Source organism: Mesorhizobium carmichaelinearum, assembly GCF_900199455.1.
In the GTDB taxonomy this organism is placed as follows: domain Bacteria; phylum Pseudomonadota; class Alphaproteobacteria; order Rhizobiales; family Rhizobiaceae; genus Mesorhizobium; species Mesorhizobium carmichaelinearum.
Genome location: NZ_FZQR01000014.1, coordinates 1 through 15,187 on the forward strand (window position 1 = coordinate 1; position 15,187 = coordinate 15,187).

Annotated in this window: 14 protein-coding genes and 1 pseudogene; 10 read left to right on the plus strand and 5 right to left on the minus strand. The window is 62.2% G+C overall.

Features of this window, described 5'->3' with window-relative positions; genetic code table 11:
- Positions 1–289: 289 nt before the first annotated feature.
- Both pncB and gcvA read right to left on the minus strand, forming a co-directional pair.
- A complete protein-coding gene (pncB, locus tag CKW40_RS27650) occupies positions 290–1,594 on the minus strand; it encodes a nicotinate phosphoribosyltransferase (protein ID WP_095203013.1) in 1,305 nt (434 codons plus the stop codon).
- Positions 1,595–1,728: 134 nt separating this feature from the next.
- The gene (gene gcvA, locus CKW40_RS27655) at positions 1,729–2,703 is read right to left on the minus strand and encodes a transcriptional regulator GcvA (RefSeq protein WP_095203014.1); all 975 of its coding nucleotides are present in this window, start codon (positions 2,701–2,703) and stop codon (positions 1,729–1,731) included.
- 205 nt (positions 2,704–2,908) lie between these two features.
- On the opposite strand from gcvA, the gene speB reads away from it, so the two are divergent.
- The 6 genes and pseudogenes from speB to CKW40_RS27685 form a co-directional block, all read left to right on the plus strand.
- The gene (speB, locus tag CKW40_RS27660; protein WP_095203143.1) at positions 2,909–3,970 is read left to right on the plus strand and encodes an agmatinase; all 1,062 of its coding nucleotides are present in this window, start codon (positions 2,909–2,911) and stop codon (positions 3,968–3,970) included.
- Positions 3,971–4,051: 81 nt separating this feature from the next.
- Positions 4,052–4,861 carry a transporter substrate-binding domain-containing protein gene (locus tag CKW40_RS27665; RefSeq protein ID WP_095203015.1) on the plus strand — a complete coding sequence of 270 codons (810 nt, stop codon included), beginning with the start codon at positions 4,052–4,054 and terminating at the stop codon, positions 4,859–4,861.
- A gap of 6 nt (positions 4,862–4,867) precedes the next feature.
- Complete coding sequence (locus CKW40_RS27670) at positions 4,868–5,524, plus strand: amino acid ABC transporter permease (protein ID WP_095203016.1); 657 nt, start codon at positions 4,868–4,870, stop codon at positions 5,522–5,524.
- Positions 5,521–6,168 (plus strand): amino acid ABC transporter permease, encoded by a 648-nt coding sequence (locus tag CKW40_RS27675; RefSeq protein ID WP_095203017.1) that lies wholly within the window; start codon positions 5,521–5,523, stop codon positions 6,166–6,168. The genes CKW40_RS27670 and CKW40_RS27675 overlap by 4 nt, the downstream gene beginning before the upstream one ends.
- A gap of 154 nt (positions 6,169–6,322) precedes the next feature.
- The gene (locus CKW40_RS27680) at positions 6,323–7,186 is read left to right on the plus strand and encodes a dienelactone hydrolase family protein (RefSeq protein WP_095203018.1); all 864 of its coding nucleotides are present in this window, start codon (positions 6,323–6,325) and stop codon (positions 7,184–7,186) included.
- Between the two features lie 33 nt (positions 7,187–7,219).
- Positions 7,220–7,447 (plus strand): annotated as a pseudogene (locus tag CKW40_RS27685) (amino acid ABC transporter permease); the annotation flags it as partial.
- A gap of 137 nt (positions 7,448–7,584) precedes the next feature.
- On the opposite strand, the gene CKW40_RS27690 reads toward CKW40_RS27685, so the two are convergent.
- The gene (locus tag CKW40_RS27690; RefSeq protein WP_095203019.1) at positions 7,585–8,220 is read right to left on the minus strand and encodes a LysE family translocator; all 636 of its coding nucleotides are present in this window, start codon (positions 8,218–8,220) and stop codon (positions 7,585–7,587) included.
- 25 nt (positions 8,221–8,245) lie between these two features.
- Complete coding sequence (locus tag CKW40_RS27695) at positions 8,246–9,418, minus strand: trans-sulfuration enzyme family protein (RefSeq protein WP_244571310.1); 1,173 nt, start codon at positions 9,416–9,418, stop codon at positions 8,246–8,248.
- 40 nt (positions 9,419–9,458) lie between these two features.
- Here CKW40_RS27695 and CKW40_RS27700 point away from each other — a divergent pair, with 40 nt between their 5' ends.
- A complete protein-coding gene (locus CKW40_RS27700) occupies positions 9,459–10,067 on the plus strand; it encodes a helix-turn-helix domain-containing protein (protein ID WP_095203020.1) in 609 nt (202 codons plus the stop codon).
- 67 nt (positions 10,068–10,134) lie between these two features.
- The gene (locus tag CKW40_RS27705; protein WP_095203021.1) at positions 10,135–10,770 is read left to right on the plus strand and encodes an FMN-binding negative transcriptional regulator; all 636 of its coding nucleotides are present in this window, start codon (positions 10,135–10,137) and stop codon (positions 10,768–10,770) included.
- Between the two features lie 267 nt (positions 10,771–11,037).
- Here CKW40_RS27705 and CKW40_RS27710 read toward each other — a convergent pair whose 3' ends face one another.
- Entirely contained in the window at positions 11,038–12,441 is a 1,404-nt protein-coding gene (locus CKW40_RS27710; protein ID WP_095203022.1) for an MATE family efflux transporter, read from the minus strand.
- A 240-nt stretch (positions 12,442–12,681) separates the two neighbouring features.
- Here CKW40_RS27710 and CKW40_RS27715 point away from each other — a divergent pair, with 240 nt between their 5' ends.
- Positions 12,682–13,599, plus strand: a complete 918-nt coding sequence (locus CKW40_RS27715) for an AraC family transcriptional regulator (RefSeq protein ID WP_095203023.1) — start codon at positions 12,682–12,684, stop codon at positions 13,597–13,599.
- Positions 13,600–13,839: 240 nt separating this feature from the next.
- Positions 13,840–15,114 (plus strand): ABC transporter substrate-binding protein, encoded by a 1,275-nt coding sequence (locus CKW40_RS27720; RefSeq protein WP_095203024.1) that lies wholly within the window; start codon positions 13,840–13,842, stop codon positions 15,112–15,114.
- Positions 15,115–15,187: the final 73 nt, after the last annotated feature.

Genomic DNA, 15,187 nt, shown 5'->3' on the forward strand with positions numbered 1-15,187 from the left:
GGTGGGGAGGAGGGCTGGCAATGCCGCGGCTAACAAAGCCAATGACAGATGGCAGCGCTCTACGGCGCCCCCCTCTGTCCTGCCGGACATCTCCCCCACTAGGGGGGGGATCGGCTGGGGGCGCCGTCTGCTCTTTTCTAGCGACGTTGGAGATTGGCGAAAGCGGAGATAACCGCCAATCTCCCCCCTTGTGGGGGAGATGTCCGGCAGGACAGAGGGGGGCGCCAGGGAACTCAGCCTATCCAACTTTGCCGTCTCGTATGGCGATGCCGGTAGCACCGGCCACTCTTCACACCTTGACCAGTTGCTCCACGCGATCCTTTTGCCCAAAAATCCTGAGATACCGCTCGATCTCTTTCTCGTCCCCCGTCGCCTTGGCCGGATTGTCCGAAAGCTTCACCGCCGGCCTGCCATTGGCTTCCGTCACCTTGCAGACCAGCGATATGGCGTCGAGGCTGTTGGTTTCTGTCGGCGCGCAGCCTTCGAAATCATTGGTCAGGTTGGTGCCCCAGCCGAAGGACATGCGCACCTTGCCCTTGAAGTGGCGGTAGGTCTCCTCGATGGTTTCCACCTCGAGGCCGTCGGAGAAGATCAGCAGCTTCTGCTTGGGGTCCTTGCCCTTCTCGCGCCACCAGGACAGGATCTTTTCGCCGCCCTCGATCGGCGGTGCGCTGTCGGGGCGGAAGCCGGTCCAGTCGGCAACCCAGTCCGGCGCGTCGCGCAGGAAGGAGGCGGTGCCGAAAGCGTCGGGCAGTACGATCAGCAAATTGCCGCCATAGTAGCGCTGCCAGTCCTGCAGCACCTTGTAGGGCGACTGCTTCAGTTCCTTTTCCGACTTGGCGAGTGCCGCGAACACCATCGGCAGTTCATGTGCGTTGGTGCCGAGCGCTTCGAGGTCGTTGTCCATGGCAAGCAGCACGTTGGAGGTGCCGGTGAAGGCTTCGCCGATGCCTTCCTTCAGCGCCTCGACGCACCAGCGTTGCCACAGGAAGGAATGGCGCCGGCGCGTGCCGAAATCGGAAATGCGGATGCCGGGCAGCGCCTTCAGCCGTTCGGTCTTGGCCCACATCTTGGCCTTGGCGCGGGCGTAGAGAACATCGAGCGCGAACGGCCCGAAGGCCCGCATGGCGGCGCGGGATCGCAGTTCGTTGATGATGGCGAGCGCCGGGATTTCCCACAGCGTGGTGTACATCCACGGGCCGGGGAACGTCAGTTCGTACTGGCCGCCGCGCTTGGCCAGCTCGTAGTCCGGCAGCCGGAAACCTTCCAGCCAGGCCAGGAATTCCGGCTCGAAGATCTGCTTGCGGCCATAGAAATTGTTACCGCCGAGCCAGATCATCTCCTTCTTGGAAAAGCGGAGCGTGCGGGCATGGTCGAGCTGTTCGCGCAGTTCGCCCTCGTCGATCTCGTCGGCAAGGCGCACCGAAGTGGTGCGGTTGATCAGCGAGAAGGTGGCATCGACCTTGGGGTACATGCCCCAGATCATCTGCAGCATCAAAAGCTTGTAGAAATCCGTGTCGAGCAGGCTGCGCACGATCGGGTCGAGCTTCCAGGTGTGGTTGTAGACACGCCGCGCTATATCGGTTCTTGCCATGCTTGCTGCCGCCTTCGCTGCCTGCCATCCACAATCGCGACAGGCCTCATAGCATCGAATTGGCCAGAGCGCTGCCCGCTTTCAGGCTGGCCCGACAAAAAGAACGGCCTGCATATGGCCATGCGCAGCCGGCCTCAGCCCGCCGCTTTTGCGCCGATAACCCTGAGTTGCGGACGCTTGCGGCGGCTGATGATACGGCCGGCGACCGGGGCGTCGGCGCGCCCGTCATCCCCGGCCTTCTCGGCGAACAGCCAGTCGATGAACACCTGCACGATCGGCGTCGTGCGCATTTCGTTACGGCAGACGACGTAGAAATCGTCGACCGCCGGCACCGAAAGGCTGAATGGCGCGACCAGCATGCCCCTGGCCAGCAGCGCGCTTGCGGTCACGGAATCGCCGAGCGCCACGCCATGACCGTGCACCGCGGCCTCGGTCGCCATGCGGGCGTCGCCCAAATGATGGCGGCGGCCGCGTTCGAGGTCCAGTGCATCGGCGGCCGCCAGCCAGGTGTGCCATTCGCGGCCGTCGTCGCCATGCAGGAAGACATGGTCGGCGAGATCCCTGACGCTGCGGATCGGCCGGTTGTTGATCAGGGTCGGGCTGACCACAGGAAACAGCTCCAGCCCCGACCATTTGCGCATCCAGCAATCGGTCCAGCTGCCGTTGCCATAGTGCACGCAGACATCGATATGCGGCGCACGGATATCCTTGGGGTCGTTGGAGGGGCTGAGCGTCAGCTGGATGTCGGGATATTGCGCGGTGAAGCTACCCAGCCTCGGCGTCATCCACAAAAGCAACAATGCCGGCACGCAGGACACCGACAGCGCGCCGCTGCTTGCCGGCCGGGTCAGCCGCTGGGTTGCGGCGGCGATGCCGTCGAAGGCCGTCGATACCGCCGGCAACAGTTCGGCGCCATGCGGTGTCAGCCTGACCCGCTGGCCGACACGCTCGAACAGCTTGACGCCGAGCGACTGTTCAAGCGCCTTGATCTGGTGGCTGACGGCGCCATGCGTGACATTCAGCTCACTCGCCGCTTTGGTCAGCGAGCCATGCCGCGCCGTTGCCTCGAAGGCGCGCAGCGGATTCAGGGGTGGCAGGCGCTTGACCATGGATGCCCGGTTTCTTTGTGAGATTTTCTCACAGAAAACACCCTAACAATATCAATTGATTTTTCAATCCGCCTGCCGGACACTTCGCCTCGGAACAGCATCAAGACGTGAAATCTGCAGGCAGCCAGCGGGACAGCGACCCGGCCGGATGACGGTCGGTTCGCTTGAGGTCGCCGACGGCCGCATCAGTCCAGGAGGAACGGATATGGGATACGATCGCGGCAAGCTCGACGCGTTGCGTCGCAAATATGGCGAGAGCCATGGCGGCGAGATGTTCGACCCGAAATTCCGCAAGGTCGCCGACAAGATCTTTTCCAAATCGGGCACCAGGCTGGCGCCCTATTCCGGCATCCCAACCTTCCTCGCCGCGCCCTATCGTGAAATCGCGGCGGAAAACCCGGATTTCGGAGATTTGCAGGTAGCGATCATCGGCGTGCCGATGGACCTTGGCGTCACCAACCGGCCGGGCTCGCGCTTCGGGCCGAGGGCACTGCGCGCCATCGAACGCATCGGCCCCTACAATCACGTGCTGGAATGCGCCCCGACCCATGAGCTCAGAGTGGCCGACATCGGCGACACGCCGTTCCGCAGCCGCTATCGGCTGGAGATCAGCCACGAGGATATCGAGCGCCGCACTAACCAGATCGTCGATGCCGGCGTCATTCCGCTGTCGGTCGGCGGCGACCATTCGATCAGCCATCCGATCCTGAAGGCTGTCGGCAAGAAGGCGCCGGTCGGCCTGATCCACATCGACGCCCATTGCGACACCAGCGGCCTGTTCGACATGACCAAGTTCCACCACGGCGGGCCGTTCCGCAACGCGGTGCTCGATGGCGTGCTCGACCCGACGCGCACCATCCAGATCGGCATCCGCGGTTCGGCCGAATATCTGTGGGAGTTCACCTACGAGTCCGGCATGACCGTGGTCCATGCCGAAGAGGTAACCGGTCTCGGTATCCCCGCCATCATCGAGAAGGCGCGCAAGATCGTCGGCGACGGCCCGACCTATGTCTCCTTCGACATCGACAGCGTCGATCCGGCCTTCGCGCCGGGCACCGGTACGCCGGAAATAGGCGGACTGACGACGCGTGAAGTGCTTGAGCTGCTGCGCGGCCTCAAGGGTCTCAACATCGTCGGCGGCGATGTCGTCGAGGTGGCGCCGCAATATGACGCCACCACCAACACGGCGCATGCCGGCGCCCAGGTGCTGTTCGAAATATTGAGCCTGATGGTGTTCAGCCCGGCCATCACGGGCAAGGGAGCCTGACAGCTGAAACGAAAAGGCGGCCGCCGCGCTGGAGCCGGCAGCCGCCTCAAACAATCAAAAGCTTCCAGAAGGGGAATACCAATGACAATCCACTCGACACTGAAATCATCCATTGCCGCCATCCTGGTGCTCGGCGCCGCCGGCGTCGGCATCGCCACCCAGGCGGCCAATGCCGACGCGCTGGCCGACATCACCAAGGCCGGCACCATCAATGTCGGCGTCTTCGCCGACTTCCCGCCCTTCTCCTCGGCCAGCGCCGATATGAGCCTCAAGGGCTATGACATGGATGTCGCGCAATACATCGCCGACACGCTCAAGGTGAAGCTCAACCCGGTCGCCGTCACCGGCCAGAACCGCATCCCCTATCTCAACGACCATCGCGTCGACATTCTGATGAGCGTCGGTTACTCGAAGGAGCGTGAGCAGGTCATCGACTTCGCCGCCGCCTACGCGCCCTACTACATCGCGGTGATCGGACCGGCGGCGATGACGGTCAAAGGCAAGGAAGACCTTGCCGACAAGTCGATCGCCGTCAATCGCGGCACGCTCGAGGACACCTCGCTCACCGAGGCCGCGCCCGCCTCGGCCGACATCAAGCGCTTCGACAACTACAATTCGGTCATCCAGGCCTTCATCTCCGGCCAGACCCAGCTGATGGTCGTCGGCAACGATGTCGGCGCCCAGGTGCTGGCCAAGCAGGATGCGCTGAAGCCCGAGCAGAAATTCCAGCTTCTCACTTCGCCCTCGCATATCGGCCTCAACAAGAACGAGGACGGGTTGAAGAAGGCGGTCAACGACGCCATCGCCAAGATGCTGGCCGACGGCAAGTTGGACGAAAGCTCGAAAGCCTGGCTGAAGACGCCGCTCAACCCCGACAATCTCAAGGATTGAGTTCCCGTGGCCTTTGCCTGGCTCCCGGGTGCCTTGGGCGACATCGCGCACGGCGCGGTGACGACGATCCTGCTGATCGCCGTCACCACGCTGGCCGGGACGCTGCTCAGCATCTTGGGCGCCGCCGGACGGCGAAACGGTCCCGTGCTGCTCAAGCGGGCCATCGGCTGGTATGTCGAGGTGATGCGCAACACGCCGTTCCTGGTGCAGTTGTTCTTCATCTTCTTCGGCCTGCCCAGCCTCGGCATCAGGCTCGACCCGCTCCTGGCCGCCATGCTGGCGATGACGCTCAACATGGCGGCCTATACGATCGAGATCGTCGGCGCCGGGCTTGATGCGGTGCCGGGCGGGCAGACGGAAGCCGCCCTGGCGCTGGGATTGAGGCCCCGCCAGGTGTTCATCAAGATCGTGCTGCCGCAGGCGCTCAAGATCATCTATCCGGCACTCACCAGCCAGATCGTCATCATGATGCTGGAGTCGGCCGTAGTCTCGCAGATCGCGGTGCGCGAGCTGACCTATGAGGCCGACATGCTGCAGGCACGCACCTTCCGTTCCTTCGAGACCTATTTCGTCGTGACGCTGGTCTATCTCGCTTTGTCGATGGCCTTGCGCCGGCTTCTGGTAACCGGCGGGCGCCGCGCGCTCGGAGCTGGCGTGTCATGATCGAATTCACCTTCTGGGATATCGTGCGCAACCTTCTGCTGGCTGCCCGCTGGACCGTGCTTTTGTCCCTGGCAGCCTTCGTCGGCGGTGGCATCGTTGGCATGGTCGTTCTGTTCTTCCGCATCGCCAAGAATAAATGGAGCCGGCGCATCGCCTCCGGCTACATCGCGCTGTTCCAGGGCACGCCGCTCCTGATGCAGCTGTTCCTGATGTTCTTCGGCCTGCCGATGCTCGGCCTGCGCATCGAGCCCTGGACCGCGGCGGTGCTCGGCCTGACCTTCTTCGCCAGCGCCTATCTCGCCGAAATCTGGCGCTCCGGCGTCGATGCGCTGCCGCGTGGCCAGTGGGACGCCGGCGCCAGCCTTGGCCTGCACTATCTGCAGGAGCTGCGGCTGATCATCCTGCCGCAGGCCTTCTCGATCACCCGCGCGCCGACGGTCGGCTTCCTGGTGCAGCTGATCAAGTCGACGGCGCTCACCTCGATCATCGGCTTCGAGGAACTGGTGCGGACCTCCAACGCCATCAACAACGCCACCTTCGAACCGTTCAAGGTCTACGGGCTGGTGGCGCTGATCTTCTTCCTCATGTGCTTCCCGCTGACGCAATATGCCCGCTCGCTCGAACGGCGCGCGGCGGCCCGTTGAAGCAATTCCAGGAAAAGTGTCAAACGGTTTTCCGTCCGGAATTGCGTCAAACAAAGAGCCTTCCCTCCCTTCGCCACGCAACTGTGATTTGCGATAAGCCGACCTGCGCCGCACTGTGAGCGTCACGGCTTTCTGCAGGGAGGGCGCTTTGGCGATGCAGGCGAAGTATCGTGTCGCACTCGCAGGCCTATTCGCCCTTTGGATGGCGCAGCCGGCTGCGGCAGCCGACCAGGCACCCAATCACGTCAGCATTCCGGCCGACGGCGAGAACGAGCCTGCGACGCTGGACGCGATGCTGTTCAAGCCGCAGGGGCGGGGGCCGTTTCCGGCTGTCGTGGCCATGCATGGCTGCAGCGGCCTGTGGAGCAGCAAGAACAAGACTGAACTCAGCCCGCGCCATGCCGATTGGGGCCAGCGCCTGGCCGCTCTCGGCTACGTCGTGATCTTTCCGGACAGTTTCGGCTCGCGCGGACTAGGCCCGCAGTGCAAGAACGGCGACCGGGAGGTCGAACCCTATCGCGAGCGGGTGGAGGATGCCAACGCCGCCCGCCGCTATCTGCAGACGCTGCCCTACGTGAAGCCAGCCGCCATCGCCTTGCTCGGCTGGTCGAACGGCGGCTCGACCGTTCTCTACACGGTCCGGCCGAAGGACAGGCCGAAGCCGGGTTCGCCGGACTTCCGCGCGGCGGTCGCTTTCTACCCGGGCTGCACGGCTCCGGCCGAAAAAGGCGATTGGGCGACCCGCGTGCCGCTGCTGATTGTGATGGGCGACGCGGACGACTGGACCCCGGCCAAGCCGTGCAAGGCGCTGGCGGACGCCAACCCCGACAGCGTGAAGCTCATCCTCTATCCCGGCGCCTATCATGATTTCGACAACGAGGCGCAGCCGCTGCACGAACTGCACGGGCTGGCCTACACCGCCAATGGCGACGGTGTCGCCCATGCCGGGCTGAATCCGGCCGCCCGTGCGGCAGCACTCAAGGATGTGCCCGATTTCCTGGCTGTGTTGAAACAGTAGGGGACATCAGACGACCTGACTGTCACCAGGCAACGAGCGTTTTCGATCACCCGCGCGCCGACGGTCGGCTTCCTGGTGCAACTGATCAAATCGACGACGCTGACCTCGATCATCGGCTTCGAGGAACTGGTCGGGACCTCCGACGCCATCAACAACGCGACCTTCGAACCGTTCAAGGTCTACGGGCTGGTGGCGCTGATCCTCTTCGCCAGTTGCTTCCCGCTGGCGCAATACGCCCGTTGGCTCGAACGGCGCGCCGCCCTCTTTGGGTCATTTGATGACGTCGGGTGCGTCAACTGCGGGGCCGAAACCGGACTGACAGTTTTCGGGACTAAATCGCGATTATTTGCCTTTCGTCACACGCCTCAAGGACAGGAACGTACGGCGAGAGTTCCTGCTTAAAAGCGAGACAGCAAGAGTCTGCATCCCGCATACGCAAAGAGCACTGATAGCGTGCCCTCGATTCCGCGCCGGGCCTTGGCGTACAGCCGCACCATTGGTCCGGTGGAGAAGAGTATGGCGTAACCGCAAAAGATGCTGACGCTTAAAATCGCACATCCGCCCAGGATAGTAGCGACTGTGTGCCAGGACGCGTTCGGGCCTAACCCTATCGTGACAAGAGCGATCCAGGCGAGAATTGATTTCGGGTTGCTGAGATGCATGAGCAAGCCTCGTCTGTACAGTTCCCGCCCCGTCTGTCCGCGGTCACCACCAGCGTCCGCCGCTATTTTGTGATCAGACTCCATGGCCGACTTACCCGCTTTGATGGCCAGATAAATCAGGTACAGGCCACCGAAGATCTTCAATATTGTCAGTGCCTGGGCATATTGCGTCAGCAATGCGGATATCCCGGTGGCCGCCATCACACCCCAGAAGATCGATCCGGTTACGACCCCGGCTGACAGAGAAAGGGCTGCTTGCCGCCCTTGTCGCATAGCGACGCCCATAATCCTCATCGTACTGGGTCCCGGACTGCCGGCAGCTATGATGTAGGCGACCCAGACAATGAGAAGGTGGTGAACATGTTCGGGCACGTATCGCTCTCTTTCACGTTTCCGGTTAATCGGCCAAGGCTTGCATAAGGTCGTCGATAATGTCCTGCACGTGCTCAAGACCGACCGACATCCGCAGTAAACCTCCTGGAGCCATCGACTTAGGACCTTCAACTGATGCTCTGTGCTCAATCAGGGAGTGCGTGCCTCCGAGACTTGTGGCGCGCACCACGAGTTTCAGACGGCCGGCCATGGCCATCGCAGCGTCGGCTCCGCCCGCGACGATAAAGGACAGCATCGCCCCAAAACCGGTCATTTGCCTCTTGGCCAAGTCGTGGCCAGGATCGCTTGCAAGACCCGGGAAGAGAACTTTCTCGACGCGGGGCAATGCCGACAGAGCGTTTGCGACCTTCAATGCTCCATCACAGTGAGCGCGCATTCTGACCGGCAGTGTCTGCAGCCCTCGCAAAGCAAGCCAGCAATCGAAAGGGGCCGCCACGCTGCCCTTGTGCTTCTGGATCATCCTCAATGGCCGTTCGAGCGCCGAGAAGGATGGCACGACGACAACGCCGGCCATCATATCCGAATGCCCGCCGATATATTTGGTCGCCGAGTGCATGACCGCATCCGCACCAAGCTCTAGCGGACGCTGGAGCACCGGAGTTGCCCAGGTATTGTCAACGACCGCCAAGGCACCTGCTTCATGCGCGATTTGGCAGACGGCTGCGATGTCGACGAGCCGTATCATGGGGTTCGAGGGCGTCTCGATCCAAACGAGGCCTGTCGGCCTGGCCTTCACCGCCGAGCGCACATCTTCGAGATTGCGCATGTCGACGGGGGCAAATTCGAAGCGAGACCCAACATCGGTCTCATCAATGAGCGAACGTATGCCGAAATACATATCATTCGGCAGAATGACCCGGCCTCTCGAAGGGTGAGCCTCGAATATCGCGGCGATTGCAGCCATGCCGGATGCGAAAGCGATAGCCTCTTGTCCTCCTTCGAGAGCTGCCATGGCTGCTTCGAAGGCGTTGCGGGTGGGATTTGCATCACGTGTGTATTCGAAACCGGATGGAAACGAGCCATCGGCGCTCCGCTCGAAGGTGGTGCTAGTGTGAAGGGGTATTGAAATTGCGCCGGTCGCGGGATCGACCCCTCGCCCGGCATGGATTGCCTTTGTTTCAAAGTGCACGATTGACGTTTCCTTGCTGGCGGGGCCGTTCGGGATTTTGCCGGTCATTATATTGACCGTACGGGCATTCTTTGATAAAGTCAATATAATGACCGACATTGCAGCTTTTGATAGAGAGCAGGAACTGGGCCAAGCGATAGCATCAAGGCTCCGGGAACTGAGGCGTGACCAAGGCTTGACACTGGACCGAGTGGCGAAACTCACCGGCCTTTCCAAGGGAACCGTTGTCGCGCTCGAGCAGGGAAAAGCTAACCCAAGCATCGGGATTTTGTGCAGACTGGCGGCCGCATTTTCGTTGTCCGTCGCGGATTTGTTGAGTGATGGCCCGATTTCTGGCGGGGATCACTCAGTTGAACGCACGGCGACGAAAACGCTCTGGACGAGCCCCGCAGGCAGCAGCGCTCGACTCCATTCGTCGACTTCGGGCCGCACCATGTTTGAGCTTTGGTCCTGGACAATCGTGCCGGGCGACGACTTTCATGCCGATGCCCACAGTCCTGATACCCGCGAGCTCATTTCAGTAACTGGGGGCGCCCTCAGGATCGTTGTCGGCACCCAGAGTGTAATTCTGACCGAAGGCGAGAGTGCCCGTCTAATCACTGATCGGCCTCATTCCTATTCCTCGGCCTCCGATGTACCGACCCATTTCTCGATGGCGGTACTTGAACGCGGCGGACAACGAACTTCGCCCCCCTAGCAGGATCCGGCATCGTCGCGTCGCGCGGCCATCGGATCAATAACTGTACTTCCAGCAGGAGTTGCCTTTGTACATTCCTCCCCATTTTGCCGAACTCGACCGGGCAGTGCTGCACGATCTCATCGAGAAACACCCGCTGGGTATTCTGATCACCCACGGAAAGGGCGGACTGGATGCAAATCACATCCCTTTCGAGCTCGACCGTTCGAAAGGCGATGCTGGCACGCTGCATTGTCATGTCGCGCGCAAGAATCCGGTTTGGCAGGAACTCGCAGATGGTGATGAAGTCCTCGTCGTGTTTCGTGCAGCAGAAGCTTACATCTCGCCGAACTGGTATCCGAGCAAACACGAATTTCACAAACAGGTGCCGACCTGGAACTATGTCGTCGCGCATGTGCATGGACGAATAAGCGTTCATGACGATGAGCGATATGTCCGTCGGAACGTCGCGAAGCTCACTCACAAACATGAAGCAGCGCAGCCAGTGCCTTGGAAGATGGGCGACGCGCCGAAGGACTTCATCGACACGATGGCCAAAGCGATCGTTGCTTTGGAGATCGAGATCACCACCCTTGCTGGAAAAACCAAGCTTAGCCAGAACAAAGAGGTGCGTGACATCCGTGGCGCTGGGGAGGCGCTTATCAACGGCGGAGAGAATGGCGTTGGTCAGGCGATGCTCGAAGCTGCGGCTCAAAAAAGCTAAGCGAGGCGGGTCCGCTACTAAGCGAACAATTCGTGGGCAAAATCGAGCGGCGCCGAACCGCGCGGTCGCAGTTAAAGTGCGATCAAAGGCGCGAACACGCCCGTCGTGAGCCAACGTCGCCGTGTCCGCTTATGGGACTTAGCAAAGGCTAGATGGAACGATCGGCATGCGGCGCAAAGCAGACGTTTGGTGGGCCGACATGAAGGCTCCATTCAATGAGCCGCAACGTCAGGACATGACGGCCGCCAAACCGGCGGCCGTTCTACTTCAATGCCCGAACGCCAGCGGCGGTGCGATCCGATCGCGCCGCAGCCAGCGCGCCAGAAGCAGGGCCGCCACCACGGCCAGCCCTGTCGACAGGCCCATCCAGATGCCGACGCCGTGGAAGCCGAAATGGAAGGCGAGCAGCACGCCGAGCGGCAGGCCGACGCCCCAATAGCCGATCGCCGCATAAATCATCGGCACCTTGGTGTCGTGCAGGCCGCGCAGCATGCCGGCGGCAACCGCTTGCGCACCGTCAAAGACCTGGAAAAGGGCTGCAAACACCAGGAACGACACGGCAAGCGCGATCACCCGCGCATTGGCCGGGTTGGCGAGATCGATGAAGGCGCTGATCAGGAGATGCGGCCACAGCACCATCACCAGTCCCATCAGTGCCATGAACGAGACGCCGAGGACAAAGGCCGTCCAGCCGGCGCGCGACACGCCTTCCGGATTGCCGGCGCCATGCGCTAGCCCGACGCGCACCGTCACCGCCTGGTTGAGGCCAAGCGGCACCATGAAGGAGATCGAGGCGATCTGGATGGCGATGGCATGCGCGGCCAGCGAATCCGCGTCGATCAGGCCCATCAGCAGTGCCGCCGCGTTGAAGATCGTCACCTCGAAAGCGAGGATGCCGGCAATCGGCAGGCCGAGCCGCAGCAGGCCCTTGAAGCGCGGCCAGTCGGACCGCCAGAAGCGGCCGAAGAGATGATAGCGCCGGAATTTCTTCTCCAGCATCACCACAACAGCCATGCCGACGAACATCAGCGTGCTGGACAGCGATGTGGCAAGGCCCGAGCCGGCAATGCCCATGGCCGAAAAACCGAGATTGCCGAACATGAACACCCAGTTGAACAGCGCGTTGCAGGCGACGGCGACGAAAACGATGATCAGCGCCCAGCCCGGCCGCTCCAGCGCCGAGATGAACGAGCGCAGCACGATGTAGCCGTAGAAAGGCAGCACCGCCCATTCCAGCCAGCGCAGATAGATGCCGGCCTGGTGCGCCAGCGCAGGTTCCTGGCCCATGGCCAGCAGGATCGCCTCGCCGTGCCAAAGCACGAGCCAGATCGGGATCGAGATCAGGATCGCCAGCCACAGGCCCTGGCGCACGGTGCGGCGCAAATCGCGCACCGAATAGCGGCGGCGGCCAAGCTCGGTGGCGATCATCGGCGAGGTCGCCAGCATCAGGCCAAGGCCGAAGATCAGCGGCATGAAATAAAGGTTGGCGCCAAGCGCGCCGCTGGCCAGCGTGTCCGGTCCGAGCCTGCCCATCATCATGACGTCGGTGGCCGTCATCGCGGTCTGGCCGAGATTGGTCAGCACCATCGGCCAGGCGAGCGCCAGCGTCGCCCTGATTTCCTGACGCCAAAGATTTTCCGGCGCGTGAGCGCCGGCTTCGATCGCAGACATTGTTCCGCTCTTTCAGAACACGGCGCATCGGCAAGGGCCGGAAGCCGTACAACAACAGCGCAAAATGGCGCTGTTTGCGTCGCCTTGTGAACGAAATGCGACATGTTGGCAAGGGAGGAGGCGCCGCCAGCCATTGAGCCAGCGGTTCCGGTGGACCCGATGCACCGTTCACTTGCCCGGATTAGCCTGCTACGGGTTGCGCAAATGGGAACAGCCGGCGAACCATGCCGGGAGGACTGAATGCCGTTCAGGCGCAGGAAAAACACGGCCGCGATTCCGCGTACAGCGCCCGCTTTCGAGCACATCGTGACCGAAGCCAGCGACACTTTCCTGTGGCGGCTCGACGACTATCCCTGGGAACGCAATGTCTGGAACTTCCATCCGGAATATGAAATCCATCTGCTGCGAAAATCCTCCGGCGTGGCGCTGGTCGGCGATCACATCGGCGAGTTCGGCCCGGGTTATCTCTCTATTGTCGGTGGCGGCCTGCCGCATGACTGGGTGACGGCGGTGCAGCCGGGCGAGCTGATCGAAGGCCGCGACATCGTCCTGCAATTCGATGCGCAGCGGCTGCGCGGCTCGGCGGGCCTGCTGCCGGAATTGCGCGAATTGGAGCCGTTCTTGGAGCGGTCGTTGCGCGGCATGGTCTTTCACGGAAGCACCGCGTTGGAGGGTGCGGCGCTGATGGAACGGATGGGAGCGGTGCATGGGCTCGCCCGCCTCTGCCTGTTCCTCGAACTGGTCGATCTCCTGGCCAGGACCGACGAATACGAGCTCTTGTCGTCGCCGGATTTCTCGCCGGCTCTCGACGCCGCTTCGCTCGACATCATCCAGCGCACGCTGACCTATCTGTTCCAGCATTTCGCCGAGGATCTGAAGCTGCCCGACGTTGCCGAACGCGCCGGAATGACCGAGAGCACATTCTCGCGCTTCTTCCAGAAGAACACCGGCAACTCCTTCAGCGACCACCTCGCCAAGCTCCGGCTCTGGCAGGCCTGCAAGCTCTTGGCCGACACCGATGTTGCGATCACCGACATCTGTTTCCAGGTCGGCTACATGAACATTTCCAACTTCAACCGCGCCTTCCTGCGCAAGCACAAGATGACGCCGTCCTCCTATCGCAAACTGTCGCGCCAGCGGCTGACGATGCGCGCATAAGCAGGTCCTGAATCAACGGCTTGGATACGATCGATACTCATGTGACGTAAGCCATGGGTGGCTGCCGTATTTTGCGCTGCACAATGCATAAAAGTACAGATTTGCTGCAACGGGGCTTCTAGCTTGCCCTTATTGAACTCCTCATTTTGGCGATGGGTGGCATGTCGTTCGGGCGATGGTGAGGATCGCGTAACCCGAGGACTTGCGCTTCCTGCAACATATTCCTGGAGGAGAAAAGACATGAAACCAGTTAGGCTCGCTGCCAGCCTCGGCGCAGCTTTCGTGCTTTCCGCTACCGTTTCAACCATCGCGCTGGCGCAGGCGCCGGTCTGCTCGGCGCCGGTCAAGGTGCTGGCGCAGCCACGCGACGGCCTGACGCTTCTGGAGGACTCCAAGGCCGAGTTCGAGAAGCTCGCCGGCGCCGGCTTCCAGATCGACTATCTCAACGAGAACGACCGCCGGGCAAAATCGCGCGCCGATGCGTCCACCGTCGGCAATTACAACGTCTACTATGTCGACGAAGCCAATGTCGCCCTGTTTGCTTCCTCGAAATGGATCGTGCCGCTGACCGATTATTATCCGGCTGACTATGACTATGCCGACTTCGATCCCGGCCGTCAGAAGGTCGCCACCTATGACGGCAAGGTCTGGTTCGCGCCACTGACCGGCGGCGGCGACCTGATGGTTTACCGCAAGGACGTGCTCGAAGCCGCCGGCATCCAGCCGCCCAAGACGCTGGACGAGTTGATCGCCGACGTGCCGAAGCTCACCAATCCGGACAAGGGCATGTACGGCATCGCGCTGCGCGGCGCACGCGGTTCGGGCGCCAATGTCTGGCGCTGGATGCCCTTCTTCAAGGCTTATGGCGGCCAGTGGTTCGACGGCGACAAGCCGGTCTTCAACTCGGACGCCGCCGTCAAGGCGACCGAGACCTACCTCAAGCTGTTCAAGGATTCGGCCCCCGGCACGCAGACCGGCAGCTGGGATGAATCGACCGGCGCCTTCCTGTCGGGCCAGGTCGCCATCCTTGTCGAATCGACGCCGCTGTCGGGCATGGCGGTCGATCCGAAGACCTCGCAGGTGGTCGGCAAGATCGGCTTCCTGCCGCCGCCTTCGCCGCTGCCCGGCGGCGGCTACGGCCATGGCCTCGCCATCGCGGCGAAAGCCAATGCCGACGACGCCTCGAAGAAATGCGCCGGCCTGTTCATCGCTTGGGCGACGTCGAAGGAAAACGAGAAGCGCCGGCTCGACGCGCATCAATTCGGCGAGCTGAATCGCACCAGCATCCTCTCCAGCAAGGAGTTCGCCGACATCTACGGCGCCGATCTCGGCCAGGCGCTGGCCGAAACCGGCAAGGTCACCGCGGTCAACTTCTGGCAGGACCCGCGCTGGCCTGATCTCGGCGACCGCTGGGGCATCATCCTCGAGGAACTGGTGACCGGCACCCGCACCGACATCAAGGGCGGCCTCAACGAGCTCGAGGCCTATGCCACCGAGCTGGCGAAGAAGAAATAGAGCCATCCTCCCGCCCGTGGCGCGCGGTCCGCGGCATTGTCCGCAATGCCGGGACCTGTGCGCCACGGGATTT

Excerpts from the sequence above, each read along its gene's own strand:
- CKW40_RS27675 (WP_095203017.1), top strand. The coding sequence starts at position 5,521 with ATGATCGAATTCACCTTCTGGGATATCGTGCGCAACCTTCTGCTGGCT.
- CKW40_RS27695 (WP_244571310.1), bottom strand. The coding sequence starts at position 9,418 with ATGACCGGCAAAATCCCGAACGGCCCCGCCAGCAAGGAAACGTCAATC.
- gcvA (WP_095203014.1), bottom strand. The coding sequence starts at position 2,703 with ATGGTCAAGCGCCTGCCACCCCTGAATCCGCTGCGCGCCTTCGAGGCA.
- CKW40_RS27665 (WP_095203015.1), top strand. The coding sequence starts at position 4,052 with ATGACAATCCACTCGACACTGAAATCATCCATTGCCGCCATCCTGGTG.
- pncB (WP_095203013.1), bottom strand. The coding sequence starts at position 1,594 with ATGGCAAGAACCGATATAGCGCGGCGTGTCTACAACCACACCTGGAAG.
- CKW40_RS27700 (WP_095203020.1), top strand. The coding sequence starts at position 9,459 with ATGACCGACATTGCAGCTTTTGATAGAGAGCAGGAACTGGGCCAAGCG.
- CKW40_RS27720 (WP_095203024.1), top strand. The coding sequence starts at position 13,840 with ATGAAACCAGTTAGGCTCGCTGCCAGCCTCGGCGCAGCTTTCGTGCTT.
- speB (WP_095203143.1), top strand. The coding sequence starts at position 2,909 with ATGGGATACGATCGCGGCAAGCTCGACGCGTTGCGTCGCAAATATGGC.
- CKW40_RS27715 (WP_095203023.1), top strand. The coding sequence starts at position 12,682 with ATGCCGTTCAGGCGCAGGAAAAACACGGCCGCGATTCCGCGTACAGCG.
- CKW40_RS27710 (WP_095203022.1), bottom strand. The coding sequence starts at position 12,441 with ATGTCTGCGATCGAAGCCGGCGCTCACGCGCCGGAAAATCTTTGGCGT.
- CKW40_RS27680 (WP_095203018.1), top strand. The coding sequence starts at position 6,323 with ATGCAGGCGAAGTATCGTGTCGCACTCGCAGGCCTATTCGCCCTTTGG.